The organism is Achromobacter xylosoxidans, assembly GCF_001457475.1.
GTDB classification, from domain to species: domain Bacteria; phylum Pseudomonadota; class Gammaproteobacteria; order Burkholderiales; family Burkholderiaceae_B; genus Achromobacter; species Achromobacter xylosoxidans.
Genome location: NZ_LN831029.1, coordinates 6,681,601 through 6,702,449 on the forward strand (window position 1 = coordinate 6,681,601; position 20,849 = coordinate 6,702,449).

Sequence of the window (20,849 nt, forward strand, 5' to 3'; positions counted from 1 at the left end):
CTGGATCGCGCTGTGCAGATGTCCCTACGGCCGGGCTGAGTGTCATGTCGGCCTGACACGAATAGCGTCAGGTCGGCCGGCAAAGCCCGGCGTCTCCATGAGGTTGGGAGATCATGTCGGGAGTGTGGATTCGGTATGCCTTATTCTGAATCGTGGAATACCCGGGGGGACTTCGCGAATTGGCCACCCGGATTACGGGAAACATTCCCGGCTCGCCCCCCGTTGAATGCCTACGCACGTTTTTCCACGGTAACAAACACAACGGCCGCAAGCTTGCGCTTTGCGGCCGTGGCGGTGAACCTGGGGACGGTCAGGCGGCGGGCTTATCCTGGCACTCGACGTACAAGGCGCTGATCGCCTCGCACAACGCCGGCGGCGCCTGGAACAGGCGCGACACCAGCATGCAGCCCTGCACCGTGGCGAACACCGCCCGGCCGGCCGCTTCGGCGCTGCCCGAGAACTTCAGGGTGCCTTCTTCGGCGCCTTGCGCCAGCACACGGGCCAACCAGGCTTCGTGCGCGCGGAAAAACCCCTGCAACGCGCCGCGCACGCGGTCGGGCAAGCTCATCATTTCGGCGGCCAGCATGCCGCCCAGGCACAGTTCGCCGTGGCCACAGGCCTTCGATTCCATCATCGACAGATAGGCGTCGAGCTGGGCGTGGGCCGGCTGCGCGGTATCGATGCTGCGCACCGAAGCCAGGGCGCGGGCGCTATAGGCTTCGACGGCCTCGTAGAGCAGGTCGTCCTTGCCGGGAAAGTAATAGTGGATGCTGGACGTCTTCACGCCCACGTGCTCGGCCAGGTCACGATAGCTGAAGCCGTTGCAGCCGCGGGTACGGATCAGCTTCTCGGCATGGGCCAGCAGCTGGTCGCGGGTGGTGTTGGGGGTCGGAGTGTCCATGGCTGAATATTACCTACTAATAGGTCGATACGTCATCGGCGGTAATCCCTATGCGGCGCTCCGGTGCAACCGTGCGAACCCCGGCCGGGAATGTTCCCGCCCCCCGGGGTTCGCAGTGGCCGGCATCGGACTCAGCCTTGCACGGGCGGGTAGTCCAGTTCGCCGCTGTCGGTCAGGCCCTGGGCGCGGGCGGCGGCCAGTTCCTGCTTGACTTGGGCGCGGCTCTTGTCGCCGGCGCTGGCGAAAGCGGTGGCGGCGGAGCCATCTTCGGTGCTGACCAGTTCACCGTTGGCGCGGGCGGCGGCCAGTTCTTGCTGCACCTGGGCGCGGGTCACCGTGCTGTGGGTGTCGGCGGCGGGCGGATAGTCCAATTCGCCGGCATGGGCGGCGCCGAGGAACGAAGCGGTCAGGATCAGGGCGGATACGAGGGTCTTCATGGTTGATCTCCGGTAAGGATCAGTACTGCACGATGGGGAAGATGCTATCTATCTGTAGATAGGTTTGATGCCGAAAAAAATCAGCCTTGGACGGGCGGATAGTCCAGTTCACCGCTGTCGGTCAGGCCTTGGGCGCGGGCGGCAGCCAGCTCCTGCTTGACCTGGGCGCGGCTCTTGTCGCTGGCGCTGGCAAAGGCGGTGGCGGCCGAACCCTCTTCGGTGCTGACCAGTTCACCGTTGGCGCGGGCGGCGGCCAGTTCTTGCTGCACCTGGGCACGGGTCACGGTGCTGTGGGTGTCCAGAGCGGGCGGGTAGTCGAGCTCGCCGGCTTGGGCGGCACCGATGAAGGAAGCGGACAGGATCAGGGCGGATACGAGGGTCTTCATGATGGATCTCCAGATAACGATGGTGAGGTTGTTTCGGTTAAACTATCTACTTATAGGTAGATAACAAGGCAAATAAAAAGGGGTGCTACTGTATTTCTGGTTTGGGGCGGCGCCGCGTTGTTGTCTGAGTGCTGCGTCGATGGATGAATCTTACCTACTACTAGATAGATAGCGCAAGTGGGTTTTGTGAAACTAAATATTTCATAGCGCCATTCCACGCTTTCTCCACGTTTTGCCTCGTGGCCAGCCACCGTTGAGGCTCCCTCACCGGTTGGCCGAGACCAACAGCATCATGGGCCGATCCTGTTCCTCCGCCAGTGCCGGCTGGCGGGCAAGCTGGGTTGGACTCGGCGCCCATTCATCCAGGTGTGCCAGCGTGAATCCGGCGCCTATCAGCAGGTTCACGTAATCCGCCACGGTGCGATGCTGCTTGATCACCCCTTTGGCCAGCCAATCTGTGCGCCGCTCGCCGCGCTCGGCGTATTGATTCAACGGCCAGATCCGTCGCCCGTCGTCATCCTGGATAAAGCCGGGCTGCGCCGGCGCGGTGTAGATGGGATGTTCACAGGAAAACACGAAGCGGCCGCCGGGCCTGAGCGCCTGGCGCACAGTGGCGAGCAGGGCTGGCAGGCGCTCAAGGTAATGCAGGGTCAATGAACTGTAGGCCAGGTCGACGCTTTGCGGCGGCAACTGCAGACGTTCCAGGTCCGACCGTTCGTAGCGGATGGTGGCACTGATGGTGGTGGCGCGTGCCCGCGCCAGCATGTTCCGGGACACGTCCAGCCCCAGGACACTGGCCGCGCCCTGCTCATCGGCCCAGCGGCAGAACCAGCCGAAACCGCAGCCCAGGTCGACCACGTCGCAGCCCCTGACATCGGTCAGCAACGCCCGCAGCGCGGGCCATTCCGGCGCCCCGTCCAGACCATGCACCGAGCGGGCCAGGCGGCTGTAGCCGTCGAAGAATTCAGGCGTGTCGTAGATGTTCTGGGTCATGGAGGGCTCCTGGGTTGCCGGTGGACACGGCCACGGCGAACGGACAGCGATCATCCTAGCGCGAGCCGGGGGCCGCTTCGACCCCTGTTGAAAAGCTGTGGAAAAGCCCCGGATAGCGGTGTACAAGCTGTGAAGATGCTGTGCGCAGCCTGTGGATAGATGCCCCTCGGAACGCGCGTGGATCGAGGTCTGCATGCGGCTGCGGGACAGGCAGCGGTTTGAAGAATGCGATCCCGGCAGGTGGTTGCGCCCTATCGCCGCCATGGCGACTCGAAGCGGTCGTGGCAGAGACTTGTGTACAAGCTGTGGAAAAGGCCCGAATATCGGTGGGCAAGCTGTTGACATGCTGTGCACAGCCTGTGGACAGCCTCGGCGATTCCCCAGGGAAACCGGGGCTGGATCGAGCCAAGACAGGGCCCAGACGGCACAAAGCCCGGCAAGCGCAAGGCTTGCCGGGCTTTGTTGTTGACTGCCGCGAACGCGCGATCAGAACGGAATGTCGTCGTCCATGTCGGCCAGGTTGGCACCGCCACCGGCGGGCGCGGCCTGCGGTGCCGGACGCTGTTGCGGCGCCGGGCGCTGGGCCGGGGCGCGTTGCTGCGGCTGGCGTGCCGGCGCGTCGTCGTAACCGCCGCCTCCGCCATAGCTGCCGCCACCGCCGCCGCCATCTTCGCGGCCGCCCAGCATCTGCATCTGGTCGGCTACGATTTCGGTGCTGTAGCGGTCAGCGCCGGTGTCCTTGTCCTGCCACTTGCGGGTCTTCAGGCGGCCTTCGATGTAGACCGAGCGGCCCTTCTTCAGGTATTCGCCGGCGATCTCGGCCAGGCGGTTGTACATGACCACGCGGTGCCATTCGGTTTCTTCGCGGCGCTCGCCCGAGGCCTTGTCCTTCCAGGTGGAGGTGGTGGCGATGGACATGTTGCAGATTGCGGCCCCGTCGGGGCTGTAGCGGACTTCCGGGTCGCGACCCAGGTTGCCCACGAGAATGACTTTGTTAACCGATGCCATGCCGTTGTCCCTCTGTTGTTGACAGCCTGTGCCACGCGTTGCCGCGAGCGCGCCGGCAACAACATAAATAGCGATGTTGATGACCGGCTTCATGAAACTCGCCGGTCACCGCCATGATGACCGGCGACGCCGGTGAAGCCCTAGTTTGCCTTCTATTATCGACGAAAAGCGCTTGCCACGCCAAACAGGAATGGTGACAAAGCCGTCCACCCAGGGAAACGATTTCACCGCTGTTGGACACCGTTGGCGACGCGATCCGCGACTTTCGCCGATGGCGCCAGATCAGGCCAGCGGCTTGAGGGCCCAGGTCACGGCCAGCCACACGGCGGCCAGCACGGCGGCGCCGATGAACACCGCGCCAGCGCCGGAATGCGACGCCACCCAGCCGCCCAGCGCGCCGCCCGTGAACAGGCCCGCGGCCTGGGCAGTGTTATAGAACCCCAGCGCCAGGCCCTTGTAGGCCTGCGGCGCGACGCGCGACACCAGCGAAGGCTGCAATGCCTCGAGCACGTTGAAGGCCACGAAGAAGCCGGTCAGGGCCGCCGCCAGCGTATAGAAACCGTGGCTGGCCGCCGGCAACAGCGCGCACACCAGCACCAGCCCGGCCACGGCGGCGCGCAGGGCGCCCCGGTGGGCGCGGCGCTTTTCGGCGACGAACACCACCGGCACCATCAGCACGAACGACACCAGGATCACCGGCAGGTAGACCTTCCACAACTCGCGCGCATCCAGGCCGCCGACCTTGGCCAGCAGCGCCGGCACCACCACGAACAGCGACACCTGAATCATGTGCAGCACGAACACGCCGAAATTCAGCCGCAGCAGGTCGGTGTGGGTCAGCACCTGGCGCGGACTGGCGGCCTGCAGGCTGCGGGCCTGTGTGCGCGGCACCACCGGCACCACCCAGCGCGCCACCGCCAGGCAGACCACGCCCAGGCAGGCGATGGTCCAGAACAGGCCCGACAGCCCCCACCAGCCCACCAGCACCGGCGACAGCACCAGCGAAGCGGCAAACGACAGGCCGATCGACCCGCCCACCATGGCCATGGCGCGGGTGCGCACTTCGTCCCGCGTGGCGTCGGCCAGCCAGGCGGTCACGGCGGCCGAAATGGCCCCGGCGCCCTGGATGGCCCGGCCGATGGTGATCCAGAACACGTCGTCGGCCTGCGCACAGACCACGCTGCCCGCCACGAACAGCAGCAGGCCGAACAACACCACGGGCCGGCGCCCCCAACGGTCCGACGCCAGCCCGAAAGGAATCTGCATGAACGCCTGGGTCAAACCGTACATGCCCAGCGCCAGCCCGACCCGGGCGGGGTCGTCGCCCCCGGGCAGGCCACGGGCGGCCACGGCGAACACCGGCAGCAACAGGAACAACCCCAGCATCCGGGCGGCGAACAAACCGGCCAGCGCCACGCTGGCGCGGCGCTCGGAGGGGGTCAATTTCAGTTTCGTGTCTGCCGGCATGCGGAATGTTCAACGATGACGTGGGCCGTCCGCGCGTGATTGTCATGCGCTTACGGTCTGATCTATGGCCTGAGGACTCGGCGCGCTATAGTACCAAGTTGGCCTTTGCAACCGCTTAAAAGAGCCCGATAGACGTGACCATACGCATTCGGGGTGCCCGCACCCACAATCTCAAGAACGTCTCGCTGGACCTGCCGCGCCACAAGCTGGTGGTGGTCACGGGCCTGTCCGGCTCGGGCAAGTCGTCGCTGGCGTTCGATACGCTTTATGCGGAAGGGCAGCGGCGCTACGTCGAAAGCCTGTCCGCGTATGCCCGCCAGTTCCTGCAACTGATGGACAAGCCCGACGTCGATCTGATCGAGGGCCTGTCGCCGGCCATCTCGATCGAGCAAAAGGCGGCGGGCCACAACCCCCGCTCCACCGTCGGCACCATCACCGAAATCCACGATTACCTGCGCCTTTTGTATGCGCGGGTCGGCACGCCCTATTGCCCGGACCATGGCCTGCCCCTGCAGGCGCAGAGCGTCAGCCAGATGGTGGACGCGGTCCTGTCCTGGCCGGCCGAAACACGGCTGGCGGTGCTGGCCCCCATCGCCCGCGGCAAGAAGGGCAGCTTCGAGGACGAATGCGCCAGCCTGCAGGCACAGGGCTATGTGCGCCTGCGCGTGGACGGCCAGATGGTCGAAATCGACGGCATGGCGCCGCTGAAGAAAACCGAGAAGCACGACATCGACGTGGTCATCGACCGCCTGCGCATCAAGCCCGAAAGCAAGCAGCGCCTGGCCGAGAGCTTCGAGACGGCGTTGCAGCTGGCCGATGGCCGCGCCCTGGCGCTGGACATGGACGGCGGCCGCGAACAGGTGTTCTCCAGCCGCTACGCCTGCCCGGTCTGCAGCCACAGCCTGCCGGAACTGGAGCCACGCCTGTTCAGCTTCAACAATCCGATGGGCGCCTGCCCCAGTTGCGACGGCATCGGCCAGGTGGGGTTTTTCGACCCCAAGCGCGTGGTCGCCTTCCCCGAACTGAGCCTGGCGGCCGGCGCCATCCGCGGCTGGGACCGCCGCAACGCCTTCACCCATTCGCTGCTGACCAGCCTGGCGGCGCACTACGAATTCGACATCGAGGCGCCCTTCGAGGACCTGCCAGAGGCGCTGCGCGACAAGGTGCTGTACGGCTCGGGCGACGAGGAAATCTCGTTCCTCTACCTGAACGAAAAAGGCCGCAGCACCGTCAAGCGCCACACCTTCGAAGGCGTGATCCCGAACCTGGAGCGCCGCTGGCGCGAAACCGACTCGGCCACCGTGCGCGAGGAACTGGGCAAGTACCGCAACATCAAGACCTGCCCCGACTGCGGCGGCTCGCGCCTGCGGCCGGAAGCGCGCAACGTGCTGATCGGCCAGGATCCGCGTGGCGGCGAACGCCATGGCCAGGCCATCTATGAAGTCGAGGCGATGCCGCTGTCGACCTGCCTGGCGTGGTTCCGCGACCTGACGCTGGCCGGCGCCAAGCAGGAGATCGCGCAGCGCATCGTGCGCGAGATCGAGGCGCGCCTGAGCTTCCTGAACAACGTCGGCCTGAACTACCTGTCGCTGGACCGCAGCGCCGACACCATCTCCGGCGGCGAGGCCCAGCGCATCCGCCTGGCCAGCCAGATCGGCTCCGGCCTGACGGGCGTGATGTACGTGCTGGACGAACCCTCCATCGGCCTGCACCAACGCGACAACGACCGCCTGATCGGCACGCTGCAGCACCTGCGCGACCTGGGCAACAGCGTCATCGTGGTCGAGCACGACGAAGACATGATCCGCATGGCCGACTGGGTCGTGGACATGGGACCGGGCGCGGGCGAGCATGGCGGCGAAGTGGTGGCCCAGGGCGATCCCGAGACCGTGCAGCGCGACCCCAACTCGCTCACCGGCCAGTACCTGAGCGGCCAGCGCGCCATCGCCATCCCCAAGCGCCGCCCGGTCACCGACGACCTGCCCTGGCTGACGCTCACGGGCGCCAGCGGCAACAACCTCAAGAACGTCGACCTGCGCCTGCCCGCCGGCCGGCTGATCTGCGTGACCGGCGTGTCCGGCTCGGGCAAGTCGACCCTGGTCAACGACACGCTGGCGGTGGCGGTGTCGCGCCAGTTGCATCACGCTCAGAGCGAACCCGCCCCTTATGTCGCGATGCAGGGCCTGGAGAACTTCGACAAGATCATCAGCGTCGACCAGAGCCCGATCGGTCGCACCCCGCGCAGCAATCCGGCCACCTACACCGGCCTGTTCACGCCGATCCGCGAGCTGTTCGCGGGCGTGCCCGAGGCCCGCACCCGCGGCTACGACCCCGGCCGCTTCAGCTTCAACGTCAAGGGCGGGCGCTGCGAGGCCTGCCAGGGCGACGGCGTGGTCAAGGTCGAGATGCACTTCCTGCCCGACATGTACGTGCCCTGCGACGTGTGCCACGGCAAGCGCTACAACCGCGAAACGCTCGAGATCCGCTATCGCGGCCGCAACATCAGCGAAGTGCTGGACCTGACGGTCGAGCAGGCGCTGGAGTATTTCGAATCGGTGCCGGCGATCGCGCGCAAACTGCACACGCTGATCGACGTCGGCCTGTCGTACATCCGGCTGGGCCAGAGCGCCACCACCCTGTCTGGCGGCGAAGCGCAACGCGTGAAGCTGTCGCAGGAACTGTCGCGGCGCAGCACCGGGCGCACCCTGTACATCCTGGACGAACCCACCACCGGCCTGCATTTCCGCGACATCGAGTTGCTGCTGCAAGTGCTCAACCAGTTGGTCGACAGCGGCAACACCGTGCTCATCATCGAACACAACCTGGACGTCATCAAGACCGCGGACTGGCTCGTCGACATGGGTCCGGAAGGCGGTGACGGCGGCGGGCGCGTGGTGGCGCAAGGCACGCCGGAAGACGTGGCGGCCGCGCCGGAAAGCCATACCGGACACTATCTCGGCAAACTGCTGCGCCGCACGCCAGGCGGATAGGCGGCGCGGCATCACTTTAGGGGATCGGCATGTACACCTTGATCATCGGCAACAAGAATTACTCCTCCTGGTCGCTGCGTCCCTGGCTCGCGCTGCGCGCCACCGGCGTCGCCTTTACCGAACAGAAGCTCGGCCTGTTCACCGAGGCCTTCGCCCGCCACCTGGAGACGATCACGCCCGCCGGCCTGGTGCCGGTGCTGCTGGACGGCGACCTGGCGGTCTGGGATTCGCTGGCGATCTGCGAATACGTGGCCGAGCAGCGTCCCGAAGCCGGCCTGTGGCCGCAGGATGCGCGCGCCCGTGCCCGCGCCCGCTCGCTGGCCGCGCAGATGCACAGCGGTTTCGGCGCATTGCGCCAGGCGTTGCCGATGAACATCGAGGCGCACCTGCCCGGCCTCGACATCCCCGAGGCCGCGCGCCAGGACATTTCCCGCATGCATGCCATCTGGCAGGACACGCGCGCCGAGTTCGGCAAGGGCGGCCCGTTCCTGTTCGGCGCCTTCTCGATCGCCGATGCGTTCTTCGCGCCGGTGGTGTCGCGCTTCGTCACCTACGGCATTGCCGCGGCCGGCCCGGTGCGCGACTACATGGACGCGGTCCTGGCCTTGCCGGCGATGCAGGAATGGATGCGCGACGCGCGCGCCGAAGCCACCTTCGTCGAGGCCGACGAGCCTTACCGCAAGCACCGCTGACGCCGATGTCATCGCGTGGGACCGTCAGCGGCCGGCCGGCTCGCGGGCCGGGGCCTGTGCGCGGCTCCTTTTAACGTCAACAGGCCCTAGACCATGTCGAACAAGCGTTTGTGTTCGCGGATGGCATAGCGGTCGGTCATGCCGGCGATGTAGTCGGCGATGGCACGCGCCTGGTCATTGAATGTCGCGCGGCGATAGTCGGGCGGCAGCAGGCGCGGATCGTCCAGGAACGCGGCGAACAGCTCTCGCACGATACGGCGCGCCTTGGTGGTCATGCGCAGCACGCGGTAATGCCGATAAAGATTGTCGAACAGGAATTTCTTCAGTTCATCGGCCTCGCGCCGTATGCCGTCCGAAAACCCGGCCAGCGGCGGCGCGCGGCGCACGTCGTCGGCGCTGGCAGGCGCCGCGTCGCGAATGCGCGCCAGCGACGTGCGCGTCAGGTCGCCGATCAGCGTGTTGATCATGCGACGGATGGTCTCGGCCACCGCGCGGCGCGAAGCCAGATCGGGATAACGCGCCAGCACCTCGGCGTAATGGCGCTGGAAGATGGACACGCCCTGCAGCTGCTCCAGCGTGATCAACCCGGAGCGCAGCCCATCGTCGATATCGTGATTGTTGTAGGCCACTTCGTCCGCCAGGTTGGCGATCTGCGCCTCCAACGAAGGCTGGGTGCGCGCCAGGAAGCGCTCGCCCACCGCGCCCAGCTGCCGCGCATGGGCCGCCGAGCAGTGCTTGAGGATGCCCTCGCGGGTCTCGAAGCACAGGTTCAGTCCGTTGAAGTCGGCATAGCGTTCTTCAAGCTCGTCGACCACCCGCAGGCTCTGCAGGTTGTGCTCAAAGCCGCCAGCCTCGGGCGCCAGCTCGCGCATGCAGGCGTTGAGCTCGTCCTGGCCGGCATGGCCGAACGGCGTATGGCCCAGGTCGTGCGCCAGCGAAATGGCTTCGGTCAGGTCTTCGGACAGCCCCAGGCTGCGCGCCAGGGTGCGCGCGATCTGCGCCACTTCCAGGCTGTGTGTCAGCCGGGTGCGGAACAGATCCCCTTCGTGGTTCACGAAGACCTGGGTCTTGTACTCCAATCGCCGGAATGCGCTCGAGTGGACGATACGGTCGCGGTCGCGCTGGAATTCGCTGCGGTTCTCCGGCGCGGGTTCAGCATAGGTCCGGCCGCGCGATCGGGACGGGTCGGATGCATAGGAAGCCAGTTCTTTCATCTGCGACACCGTCTCTCCTGCGGTATTTACTGCGTGGTTCGGGCCAATACGGCGCGCACGGCATCGGCCGGCGCCGCCCGCATCATCGCTGCCCCGATGCGGTTCATGAGCACGTAGCGGATCTCGCCGCCCTCGGTCTTCTTGTCGACCTGCATCAGGTCCAGCCAGCGGTCGGCCCCCAGGTCGGGCGCGACAACGGGGCAGCCGATGGCCTCGACCAGGCCGCGTACACGGGCCACGTCGGCGCGCGGAAAGTCCGCCACATCCGCCGACAATTCCGCAGCCTGCACCATGCCACAGCCCACCGCCTCGCCATGCAGCCAGGCGCCATAGCCCAGGCCGGCCTCGATGGCGTGGCCGAAGGTATGGCCCAGATTGAGGATGGCGCGCAGGCCGGATTCGCGTTCGTCCTTGCCCACCACCTGCGCCTTCAGCTCGCAGGAGCGACGGATGGCGTAGGCAACGGCCTGCGGATCCAGGCTGCGCAATTTCTGCGCATTCTGTTCGCACCACTCCCAGAACACCGGGTCCAGGATCAGGCCGTACTTGATGACCTCGGCCAGGCCCGCGGATACCTCGCGCGCCGGCAGCGTGGCCAGCACGGCGGTGTCGATCTCGACCGCCAGCGGCTGGTAGAACGCGCCGATCATGTTCTTGCCCAGCGGATGGTTGACGGCGGTCTTGCCGCCTACCGACGAGTCGACCTGGGCCAGCAGGGTGGTCGGCACCTGCACGAAACGCACGCCGCGCATGTACACCGCGGCGGCAAAGCCGGTCATGTCGCCGATCACGCCGCCGCCCAGCGCCACCAGCACGCAGCGGCGGTCCAGGCGATTGCCCAGCAGCGCGTCGAAGATCAGGTTGAGGGACTGCCAATCCTTGTACGACTCGCCGTCGGGCAGTTCGATGCGCAGCACCCGCTTGCCGGTGCGCGCCAGCGCGGCTTCGGCGCGTTCGCCGTACAGCGCCGCCACGGTCGGATTGGTCACCACCGCGATGGCGGTGGCGTCGGCGGGAATGCTCTCGTCCAGGGCATCCAGGCGCCCCGGCGCGATGCGGATGGGGTACTGTCCGCCCGGGGTGTCGACCTCAACAACGTTCATATCTGCTTCTCGAAGGCTTGTAATTGCGGCAACAGCGCCTTGACCAGGGTGTGGATGGGCATGGAGCCGGTTTCCACCACCAGATCGGCGACTTCCTTGTAGAACGGTTCGCGCAGGGTCATCAGGTCCCGCAGCGTGCCGCGCGGATCGGCGGTGGCCAGCAGGGGCCGGTTGCGATCGCGGCAGGTGCGGCGGAACAATTCGTCCACGCTGGCCCGCAAATAGACCACGATGCCACGCTCGCGCAGGCGCGCCCGGTTCTCGGCCGCCAGGATGGCGCCGCCACCGGTGGCGAGAATTATGTTGCGCCGTTGGGTACACTCTTCCAGGGCCGCGGATTCCCGGCGACGGAAACCGGTCTCGCCCTCGATTTCGAAGATTACCGGCACCCGCACGCCACAACGCGCCTCGAGCTCATGGTCCAGATCGATAAAATCGCGCCCCAGGGCACGCGCCAGGCCACGGCCGATCGTGGTCTTGCCCGCCCCCATCATGCCCACCAGGAAAATGGGCAGGTCGTGCGGCAACGACACGGCCCTGCCTGCGCACTCCGAAGCGCAGGGCGGGTTTTCGGGCGCCTCGCCAGTGGGCGCCAGGTCCGGATCGGCCTCCGGACATGAGTGAGCGGAAAAGTTCATGACGGCATTATCACATCTGCCGCCAAGTTGCCCGCGCGCCACACTGAACTATCTTGTTACAGAAACCGATCCGCCACGCTGAGGTGGGGCCGGAGATACCCGTAAAATCGCCGCGATGAGCAAGCCGCAGAATTCCTCCAAAAAAGACAAGCCCGCCAATAACGGTTCCCCGATATTGCGTTTTTTCGTCAAGACCGGCATTTTCTTTGCCGGCCTGTTCCTGTGCGGCGTGCTGCTGGCGGGCATGGCGCTGGCCCTGGCCTGGCCCAACCTGCCCGACCTGCACGCCATGACGGACTACCGCCCCAGGGTGCCGCTGCGCGTCTATACGGCGGACAAGGTGCTGATCGGCGAGTTCGGCGAAGAGCGCCGCAATGTGCTGCGCTTCAATGAAATCCCGGACGTGATGAAGTCCGCGGTGCTGGCGGCCGAAGACGACCGCTTCTACCAGCACGGCGGGATCGACTGGACCGGCGTGGTGCGCGCCGGCCTGACCAACCTGATCAACATGTCCAAGACGCAGGGCGCGAGCACGATCACCATGCAGGTGGCGCGCAATTTCTACCTGTCGTCCGAAAAGACCTATTCGCGCAAGTTCTACGAACTGCTGCTGACGTTCAAGATCGAATCGGAGCTCACCAAGGACCAGATCCTCGAGCTCTACATGAACCAGATCTACCTGGGCCACCGCGCCTACGGCTTCGCCGCCGCCTCGCGCACCTACTTCGGCAAGCCGCTGTCGGAAGTGACGCCGGCCGAGGCCGCGATGCTGGCCGGCATCCCCAAGGCGCCTTCGCGTTTCAACCCGATCTCCAACCGCCCCCGCGCCGAGCTGCGCCAGCGCTACGTGCTGGGCCGCATGCTGTCGCTGGGCTACCTGACCGAGCCCGAGTACAAGACGGCGATGGCGCAGCAGATCGTCATGAAGTCCGCCGAAGGCACGCCCGCCGGCGGCTACAGCATCCACGGCGAGTACGTGGCCGAACTGGCGCGCCAGCTGCTGTTCAACGTGTATCAGGACAACGTCTATTCGCGCGGCATCAACATCTACACCACGGTCCAGTCCAAGGACCAGGAAGCGGCCTACCGCGCCGTGCGCGAAGGCGTGCTCGAATACACCCGCCGCGCGCCCTACCCTGGCCCCGAAGAACAGCTCGACCTGCCCGCGGGCACCGAGAACAACCCCCAGGCCCTGGACGAATTCCTGGATGGCGTGTTCGACAAGTTCAGCGACAGCGGCGACCTGCTGACCGCGGTGGTGTTGTCGGCCAGCCCCACCGAAGTGAAGCTGGCGCGCAGCTCGCGCGAGATCATCACCGTCACCGACAAGAAGGTGCTGGGCGTGGTGGCGCGCGCGCTCAACGACAAGGCCAAGCCCGAGCAGCGCATCAAGCGCGGCTCCGTGGTCTATATCCGCAAACTGGGCGACAACTGGGAAATCATCAACCTGCCGTCGGTGCAGGCGGCCTTCGTCGCGCTGTCGCCGCAGGACGGCGCGATCCGCGCCATGGTCGGCGGCTTCGACTTCTATCGCGGCAACTTCAACCGCGTGACGCAGGCCTGGCGCCAGCCGGGCTCGAACATCAAGCCGTTCATCTACGCCGCGTCGCTCGAGCGCGGCCTGACGCCGGCCACGCAGATCTCCGACCAGCCGTTCGAACTGACCGCGGCGCAGACCGGCTCCAAGGCCTGGAACCCGAAGAACTACGGCAACCAGTACGAGCCCATGCTGACGCTGCGCCAGGGCCTGTACAAGTCCAAGAACATGGTCTCGATCCGCATCCTGCAGGCCATCGGCCCGCAGTACGCGCAGGACTACCTGACCCGCTTCGGCTTTGACAAGGCGCGCCAGCCCGCGGTGCTGCCGCTGGCGCTAGGCGCCGGCTCGGTGACCCCCCTGCAACTGGCCGGCGCGTTCTCGGTGTTCGCCAACGGCGGCTACCGCGTCACACCCTACCTGATCGACCGCGTCACCGACAGCAACGGCAAGATCGTGATGCAGGCCAAGCCCACCGTGGCCGGCGACGCCGCGGCCCGCGCCATCGACCCGCGCACCGCCTGGATCATGGACGACGTGCTGCGCGGCGTGGCCACCTACGGCACCGCCGCCCGCGCCCGCGTGCTGCTCAAGCGCAACGACATCGCCGGCAAGACCGGCACCACCAACGAATCCGTGGACGCCTGGTTCTCGGGCTACACGCCCTCGCTGGTGGCCACCGCCTGGCTCGGCTTCGACCAGCCCAAGTCGCTGGGTTCGCGCGAAACCGGCGGCGGCGTGGCCATGCCGATCTGGGTCGACTACATGCAGGACGTGCTCAAGGGCGTGCCGGAAGAAAAGCCGCGCCCCCGTCCCGACGGCATCATCGTCGAGAACGGCGAGTACTACTTCTCGGAATTCCCGCCCGGCCAGGCGGTGGCGCGGCTGGGGCTGCCGCAGGCTGACACGCTGGGTGAGTTCCTGAACGGCCTGAACAGCGACAGCGGCGAGGACAACCGCATCCGGGTCGCGCCGGGCGTGGGCACGCAGAACGCGCAGCCCTGGTCGCAGAAGATCCCGTTCTGAACGGAAAGAAAAAGGCCGGCGATTCGCCGGCCTTTTCGTTGGAGACTACAGGCGGATCGTGACGGGCACGCCCGCCGCCGCCGAACAGATCTGCGATAGCGCGTCCGGCAGATTCGGGCCGCCTCGGGTATCGTTCCAGTTCTGGCCGTCGTAGCGGTAATGGAAGCCGCCGCTGCGCGCGGCCACCCACAGTTCCTGCATGGCGGCCTGGCTGTTCACCACCACGTGGGTATTGTCCTCGAACACCATGGTCAGCACATTGCCGCTGCGGCTGGTTTCGACGTCGACGTCGAGCGAAGCCGCCCAGTCATCGGCCTGGCTTTCGATGCTGTCCAGCACCTGGTCGATCAACGCAAGAAATTCGGATTCGGTCATAATCGAGCCTGCAAGAATTACGGAGTTCCCAGTGTTCCAATTGGCATTCAGCCGCATGTCTCTTCGCATTGTAGCCACGCTCGTGGCGACCGGCATGGTTGCGGCCTGCGGCTACAAGGGTCCTTTGTACATGCCCACGCCTGATGGCAAGCCGCCCCCACCCGGGCAGCGCCAGTCCACGCCCCAGGTGCCTCAGATACCGGCCACCCCCACACTGCCATGACCGCCGCGTTCCCGGTTCCGCCCGAACTGGCCGGGCACCCCTACTTCCAGTACCGCAACAACGTGCTGTACGCCGAAGACGTGCCGCTGGACCATCTGGCCGGACAACTGGGAACGCCCCTGTACGTATACTCGCGCGCCGCGCTACGCGCCGCCTGGGACACCTATCGCAGCGCCGTTGGCCAGCGCCCCGTCCTGGTCTGCTACGGCATGAAGGCCAATTCCAACCTGGCCATCCTGAAGGAATTCGCCCGCCTGGGCGCGGGGTTCGACATTGTGTCCGGCGGCGAACTCAAGCGCGCCCTGGCCGCGGGCGCGGATCCCGCCAAAATCGTCTTTTCCGGCGTCGGCAAGCAGGTCTGGGAAATGCGCGCCGCCCTGGCTGCCGGCGTCATGTGCTTCAACGTCGAATCCGAGGCCGAACTGCAGCGGCTGTCCGACGTGGCCCAGGAAGCCGGGCAGCGTGCCCGGGTATCGCTGCGCGTCAACCCGGACGTCGATGCGCAAACCCACCCCTACATTTCCACCGGCCTGAAGGAAAACAAGTTCGGCATTCCCATCGGCGCGGCGCTGGACGCATATCGCAGCGCCCGCCTGCTGCCGGGCCTGGAAATCACCGGCCTGGATTGCCATATCGGTTCGCAGCTGACCGACATCAGTCCCTATTTCGACGCATTGGAAAAACTCCTCGATCTGGTCGCCGACCTCGAGGGCATCGGCATCCGCCTGTCGCACCTGGACCTGGGCGGCGGCCTGGGCATCCGCTACAACGATGAAATGCCGCCTTCGCCCAAGGCGCTGCTGGATCACGTGTTCCAACGCCTGCAGGCCCGCGGCCAGGATCATTTGCGGCTGGTACTGGAACCGGGCCGCTCGCTGGTCGGCAACGCCGGCGTGTTGTTGACCACGGTTCAGTACCTCAAGCACGGCGAGGCGCGCAATTTTGCCGTCGTCGACGCGGCCATGAACGACCTGCTGCGGCCGGCGCTGTATGACGCCTGGCATGGCCTGCAGCCCCTGCGCCCGCGCGCCGGCGACACGATCGACTACGACGTCGTCGGCCCGGTCTGCGAAAGCGCCGACTGGCTGGCACGCCAACGCGCGTTGGTGCTCGAACAAGATGACGTGCTGGCGCTGGAATCGGCCGGCGCCTATGGCATGACGATGGCAGGCAACTACAACACTCGCCCCCGTGCGGCCGAAGTCATGGTCGACGGCGGCCACTACCATGTGGTGCGCCAGCGCGAGACCCTCGACGACCTGCTGCGCGGCGAGTCGACGTTGCCCTGATCCCTGCCCTGCGCCATGTGAAAAGGCCCCGAACGGGGCCTTTTCACATGGATGGAACAATCAGAGCTGGCCGTACGAATGCAGCCCGGACAGGAACATGTTCACTCCCAGGAAGGCAAAGCCGGTGATCAGCAGCCCCGTCAGCGCCCAGTAGGCCGCCATCGTGCCGCGCAGGCCCTTGATCAGCCGCATGTGCAGCCAGGCCGCGTAGTTCAGCCAGACGATCAGCGCCCAGGTTTCCTTGGGGTCCCACTGCCAGTATGCGCCCCAGGCGTCCGCGGCCCACAGCGCGCCCAGGATGGTCGCCACGGTGAAGAAGGCGAAGCCGATGGCGATGGCGCGGTACATGATGTCGTCCAGCACCTCCAGCGGCGGCAGCGCGGCGGCGATGCGGCGCCGGCCCAGCAGGATGGCGCCGACGATCACCGCGCCGATGCCGAAATACAGCATCCAGGTGGCCGACAGGCCGTCGGTGCGGAACACCATGGGCTCGGCGCACAGCAGCACGCCCAGCACGAACAGCGGCGCCAGCTTGAGCCACGACGAGGTCTGGCCGTGCTGCTTGATCAGGTAGGCGAAACCGACCATGGCCGCCAGCGAGAAGGTGCCGTAGCCGATGAAGTTGGCGGGCACATGCAGCTTCATCCACCAGCTCTTGAGCGCCGGCACCAGCGGCTGGATCTGCCCGGCATCGCGCGTGAACGAATACCACAGCAGGAACACCACCGCCGAGGTCACCACCAGCAGCACGAAGCCGCCCAGCGCGCGCGTGGCGTACTTGCGTTCGTAGTACAGATAGAACAACGCCGTGATCAGCGCGAACAGCACGAACACTTCGTACAGGTTGCTGACCGGGATGTGGCCCAGATCCGGGCCCATCAGGTGGCCCTCGCGCCAGCGCACCAGCAGGCCGGTGACGCCCGCGAACACCGCGCCCCACGTCAGGGCCGTGCCCAGCCAGGCCGCGGTCGGGCTGAAGAAACCGATCCAGTAGCAGACCATGGCCAGCGCGAACAGCGCGCTCATCCACAGGATGGCCGACTGCGACGAGAACAGGTATTTCAGGAAGAACACCTGCTCGGCCCGCGCCAGGTCGTTGCCGTAGAGCATCAGTGCCAGGCCGGCCGCGATCGCACAGGCCACCATCAGGCGGCGCAGGGGCCGCCACAGCCAGCCCATCCAGGCCAGCACCGGCACGGTGCCGCACAGGATGATCTTCTCGTAGTAGTCCATGGCGCCGCTGAAACGCGTCAGCGCGAAACCGGCGCCCGCCGCCAGCAGCAGGAAGAACACGATGTCCGTCCAGTCCGGCCGGCCGCGCTGCGCGCGGCTGTCACCGGTCTCGGACAGGCTGTCCTGCCAGAGGTTGTCGGGCGTGGGGGAATGCGTGGTGGTGGTCGTGGACATAGGAAACCTTAAGACCCTTTCTGGCGCAGCAGCGCCTGCTTGAAGCGATCGAACTCCTGGTTGAAGTCGAGTGTACGCTTCTGCGACGTCATCGCCGCCAGGATGCCGCTGCCGCCTTCCTGCGGCTTGATCCAGATCCAGACGCGGCGATCCCGAATATAGAACATCGAAAACACCCCCAGGACCAGCAACAGGCTGCCCAGGTAGACCGTATTCTTGCCCGGCGTGCGGCTGACCTGGAACACGCTGGCCTGCACGTGGTTGAAATCAGCCAGAGAGAAGAACACCGGCGCCGGATAGACGGTCAGGTCGGACAGCGCCGCCACCGCCAGGCGCGACCACACTGCCGCGCGCTCGGCCTCGGGGCCCTCGGTCGGGACCGGCGGCAATCCGGCGCGCTCGCGCTCGACCGCCCGCAATTCGTTCATGCTGGCGCCGATCAGTCGAATGACCACGTCCGCGGCGCGCTCCAGGTCGGCGGCCGGCGTGTTGGCCTGCAGGAACGCGGCGACGGCCTGCAGGCCGCCGGAAGCATAGGTTTCCAGGGCGCGCTCGGCGGCCGTCTGCAAGGGCTGGCGGTCCGCGCCGCTCGGGCTGTTGCGTTCGGCGAAGCGGCGCGCCGCCTCCTGCCGCGCCGCCGGATCGGCCAGCGTGGCGCGCAAACGCATGAACTCCGCCACCGAACTGTCGTCGTCGGCCGGGATCCGCAGGTAACGGAAGGGCTCGGACGCGTTGTTGCGCACACCAGCCAGGAACACGCTGGCGCCGTCCAGCTGCACCGGCAACATGTAATTCTGGAATTCATGCGCCTGGCCCGCGTCGTCGATCAGCTTGTATTCGACGCTGGGGCCCACGTTGCGCAGGTTTTCGTTCTTCTTGCCCGCCGCGCTGCCGGCCACCGAGGCGACGTGCTCGGCGAAGCTCTGGTTGCCCCCCTTGGGCTCGCCACCGGTCAGGTCCTCGACGTTGATCGGACGCAGGGCCGTGATTTCCACGTTCATGCTGCGCGGGCCGCGCGCAGTGTGAGCGGTTACTTCGGCGGTCTTGCCCACCGTGCCGTCGACATTGAACGTGGCGCTGTCCGCGCCCACCAGCGGGTAGCCCTTGAGCACCACCGTGCTGCCGCCATCGTCGAAGCTGGACTGGTAGACCGTCATGCCCTTGAAGCGCAGCGGCTCATTGACTTCGATGGTCGAGTCGAACGACTTGCCGGTATCGGGATCCGTCACTTCCACTTCGCTGGCGAAGCGGCTGGGCATACCGGTCGAGTAGTAATCGACGATGAATTTCTTCAACTTCAACGTGAAGGGCATGGGCTGCACCAGGGCGCCGTCGCCCACCATCACCACCGCCGTGCTGGCCTGGCCGTTCTCCGGGACCAGCACGCTGGCGCGGAAGCTGGGATTGTTGACCGACAGGCGGCCGCTTTCCGGCACTTCCGAGATCAGCATGTTCTCGACGATCGGCTTCTTGCCGCCGAACATGACCTGCAGGCGCACCGGCAGCTCGCTGTCGAGCAGGCCGCCGACACAGATGATGACCATGGCGGCGTGGGCGAATACGTAGCCCAGCCGGTTTGCGCTGCCCTTCTTGGCCGCCAGCAGCACGCCGGTGCTGTCCTGGCGCTCGCGCACCGCATAGCCCATGCGCTTGAGCAGCGCCGTCAGGCCGGCCGCGGTCTGCGGCACGTCGCTGGGCGCGTCGGTCTCGACGCGGTGCGGGAAGGCCCGCAGGCTGCCGCCGCGCACGTGTTCGCGGAACGAACGCGCATCACGCAGCATCTTGGGCGCGTTGCGGATCAGGCAGACCGAAGTCGAGATCACCAGGAACGCCATGATCAGCAGGAACCACCAGCTGTTGTAGACGTGCCAGATCGAGAACTTGTCGAACACCTCGAACCAGAACGGGCCGAACTGGTCGATGTAGTTATTGGACGACCGGTTCTGCTGCAGGACCGTCCCCACCAGGCTGGCCACGCAGATGAACATCAGCAGGCTGACGGCGAACCGCATCGAGCCCAGCAATTCGAACAGATCGCGGGGCAGGCTGCGCAGGGAGGGACGGGAGTGTGTCTGAGTCGAATTCATGAAAAAAGGGGGGCCGCGCAATCGGCTACCCCCCTCGTAGACAGCGCGTGGCGGGACCAGGTTCCGCCATGCTCAGGTTTGCGTGAACGCGGACCAGCCGCGCGCATTGCCGGCAGGTGGTTACCGCAAGCCGGCCGCGTAGTCCGCCACGGCCTTGATGTCGGCATCCGACATCCGGTCGGCCACGGCGTGCATCACGTCGTTGGCGCGATCGCCGCTGCGGAACAGCTTGAGCTGCTCTTCGATGTACATGGGAAACTGACCCGACAGCCGGGGGTACTGGCCCGGAATGCCCGCGCCATTGGCAGAATGGCATGCGGCACAAGCCGGAACATTGCGCTCGGGCAAACCGCCGCGCCAGATCTTTTGACCCAGATCAACCAACTTCTCCTGGCCGGCGGTGGCCGGCTCTTTCAGCGGCTGCTGCGCCAGGTACAGCGCGATGTTCTGCATGTCGGCCGGCGTCAGGTTCTGCGCCATGGCGGTCATGGGAGTGGGATTGCCGCCGGGCCCGTTGCGCACAGGCAGCTTGGCGCCCTGCTTGACCTGGAAGTCGGTCAGCTGCTTGACCAGGTATTCGTGGGGTTGCGCGGCCAGGTTGGGATTCACCGGGATGGTGCTGTTACCCGCCGCGCCATGACAGGACGCACAGGCGATGATGCCGCGCGAGGCGTCGCCCTGGTCAAACAGCTGCCCGCCCTTGGCGGCATCTGGCTTGGCCGGACCCGCGGCGCCTTCGGCGGCGAGACTCGTAGTAGAAAAGGCGGAGGCGCCGAGCAACAGCCCGCTCGCAACCAACATCCGGGACAGCACACGCTTCATGAAGACCTCGACGATCACATCGATCAAGGCGCAAAAAGGCGCCCACGCCTGCCCGCACATCTGGAAAACCGTATCGAACCTGATTTGCCCGATTGCCTGCTCGTCAAAGGCGCAAGTACCTGGGAAACCGGATGTCCGGCTGGTACGAAATACCCTCAACAGTAAGCAAAAGAGACGGCTCCGCGCACGGGGACCACTGTTGCAAACGCCGGATTATACAATAGGGCTCGAAACCAACCGTATCCAAAGCCACC

General features: G+C 66.2%; 18 protein-coding genes. 5 read left to right on the forward strand and 13 right to left on the reverse strand.

Annotated features, from left to right (window positions below; translation table 11 throughout):
- Positions 1-310 precede the first annotated feature (310 nt).
- The 6 genes from AT699_RS30105 to AT699_RS30130 form a co-directional block, all read right to left on the reverse strand.
- Positions 311-901, reverse strand: a complete 591-nt coding sequence (locus AT699_RS30105) for a TetR/AcrR family transcriptional regulator (protein ID WP_006389668.1) — start codon at positions 899-901, stop codon at positions 311-313.
- Positions 902-1,032: 131 nt separating this feature from the next.
- Positions 1,033-1,338: a DUF4148 domain-containing protein gene (locus AT699_RS30110; protein WP_020925844.1), complete on the reverse strand. Its 306-nt coding sequence runs from the start codon at positions 1,336-1,338 to the stop codon at positions 1,033-1,035.
- 80 nt (positions 1,339-1,418) lie between these two features.
- Positions 1,419-1,724: a DUF4148 domain-containing protein gene (locus tag AT699_RS30115; protein WP_024070765.1), complete on the reverse strand. Its 306-nt coding sequence runs from the start codon at positions 1,722-1,724 to the stop codon at positions 1,419-1,421.
- Positions 1,725-1,988: 264 nt separating this feature from the next.
- Positions 1,989-2,717 carry a class I SAM-dependent methyltransferase gene (locus tag AT699_RS30120; protein WP_024070766.1) on the reverse strand — a complete coding sequence of 243 codons (729 nt, stop codon included), beginning with the start codon at positions 2,715-2,717 and terminating at the stop codon, positions 1,989-1,991.
- 486 nt (positions 2,718-3,203) lie between these two features.
- Positions 3,204-3,725 (reverse strand): single-stranded DNA-binding protein, encoded by a 522-nt coding sequence (ssb, locus tag AT699_RS30125; protein ID WP_026382027.1) that lies wholly within the window; start codon positions 3,723-3,725, stop codon positions 3,204-3,206.
- 282 nt (positions 3,726-4,007) lie between these two features.
- The gene (locus AT699_RS30130) at positions 4,008-5,192 is read right to left on the reverse strand and encodes an MFS transporter (RefSeq protein ID WP_024070768.1); all 1,185 of its coding nucleotides are present in this window, start codon (positions 5,190-5,192) and stop codon (positions 4,008-4,010) included.
- A gap of 134 nt (positions 5,193-5,326) precedes the next feature.
- Between AT699_RS30130 and uvrA the strand changes: the two genes are divergently transcribed.
- Entirely contained in the window at positions 5,327-8,182 is a 2,856-nt protein-coding gene (uvrA, locus tag AT699_RS30135) for an excinuclease ABC subunit UvrA (RefSeq protein WP_020925836.1), read from the forward strand.
- 29 nt (positions 8,183-8,211) lie between these two features.
- The gene (locus AT699_RS30140) at positions 8,212-8,874 is read left to right on the forward strand and encodes a glutathione S-transferase family protein (protein WP_006389661.1); all 663 of its coding nucleotides are present in this window, start codon (positions 8,212-8,214) and stop codon (positions 8,872-8,874) included.
- An 86-nt stretch (positions 8,875-8,960) separates the two neighbouring features.
- On the opposite strand, the gene AT699_RS30145 is transcribed toward AT699_RS30140, so the two are convergent.
- From AT699_RS30145 to AT699_RS30155, 3 genes are read right to left on the reverse strand one after another with little or no spacing between them, the layout of a single operon-like run.
- The gene (locus AT699_RS30145; RefSeq protein WP_006389660.1) at positions 8,961-10,088 is read right to left on the reverse strand and encodes a deoxyguanosinetriphosphate triphosphohydrolase; all 1,128 of its coding nucleotides are present in this window, start codon (positions 10,086-10,088) and stop codon (positions 8,961-8,963) included.
- A gap of 26 nt (positions 10,089-10,114) precedes the next feature.
- Complete coding sequence (aroB, locus tag AT699_RS30150) at positions 10,115-11,191, reverse strand: 3-dehydroquinate synthase (protein ID WP_024070770.1); 1,077 nt, start codon at positions 11,189-11,191, stop codon at positions 10,115-10,117.
- A complete protein-coding gene (locus AT699_RS30155) occupies positions 11,188-11,829 on the reverse strand; it encodes a shikimate kinase (RefSeq protein ID WP_058207545.1) in 642 nt (213 codons plus the stop codon). The genes aroB and AT699_RS30155 overlap by 4 nt, the downstream gene beginning before the upstream one ends.
- Positions 11,830-11,944: 115 nt before the next feature.
- Here AT699_RS30155 and AT699_RS30160 point away from each other — a divergent pair, with 115 nt between their 5' ends.
- On the forward strand, positions 11,945-14,392 hold the full coding sequence (locus AT699_RS30160; RefSeq protein WP_024070772.1) for a penicillin-binding protein 1A: 2,448 nt from the start codon (positions 11,945-11,947) through the stop codon (positions 14,390-14,392).
- Between the two features lie 45 nt (positions 14,393-14,437).
- Here the strand turns inward: AT699_RS30160 and cyaY are convergent, their stop codons facing one another.
- A complete protein-coding gene (gene cyaY / locus AT699_RS30165) occupies positions 14,438-14,767 on the reverse strand; it encodes an iron donor protein CyaY (protein ID WP_006389656.1) in 330 nt (109 codons plus the stop codon).
- A 94-nt stretch (positions 14,768-14,861) separates the two neighbouring features.
- On the opposite strand from cyaY, the gene lptM reads away from it, so the two are divergent.
- Positions 14,862-14,990 carry an LPS translocon maturation chaperone LptM gene (lptM, locus tag AT699_RS31365; protein ID WP_230846584.1) on the forward strand — a complete coding sequence of 43 codons (129 nt, stop codon included), beginning with the start codon at positions 14,862-14,864 and terminating at the stop codon, positions 14,988-14,990.
- Positions 14,987-16,279, forward strand: coding sequence for a diaminopimelate decarboxylase (gene lysA / locus AT699_RS30170; protein WP_006389654.1), 1,293 nt, complete (start codon positions 14,987-14,989; stop codon positions 16,277-16,279). The genes lptM and lysA overlap by 4 nt, the downstream gene beginning before the upstream one ends.
- 60 nt (positions 16,280-16,339) lie before the next feature.
- Here the strand turns inward: lysA and ccsB are convergent, their stop codons facing one another.
- From ccsB to AT699_RS30185, 3 genes are all read right to left on the reverse strand, one after another.
- On the reverse strand, positions 16,340-17,686 hold the full coding sequence (gene ccsB / locus AT699_RS30175; RefSeq protein ID WP_024070773.1) for a c-type cytochrome biogenesis protein CcsB: 1,347 nt from the start codon (positions 17,684-17,686) through the stop codon (positions 16,340-16,342).
- An 8-nt stretch (positions 17,687-17,694) separates the two neighbouring features.
- Positions 17,695-19,773 carry a cytochrome c biogenesis protein ResB gene (locus AT699_RS30180; protein WP_006389652.1) on the reverse strand — a complete coding sequence of 693 codons (2,079 nt, stop codon included), beginning with the start codon at positions 19,771-19,773 and terminating at the stop codon, positions 17,695-17,697.
- 120 nt (positions 19,774-19,893) lie between these two features.
- A complete protein-coding gene (locus AT699_RS30185) occupies positions 19,894-20,595 on the reverse strand; it encodes a c-type cytochrome (protein ID WP_026382019.1) in 702 nt (233 codons plus the stop codon).
- Positions 20,596-20,849: the final 254 nt, after the last annotated feature.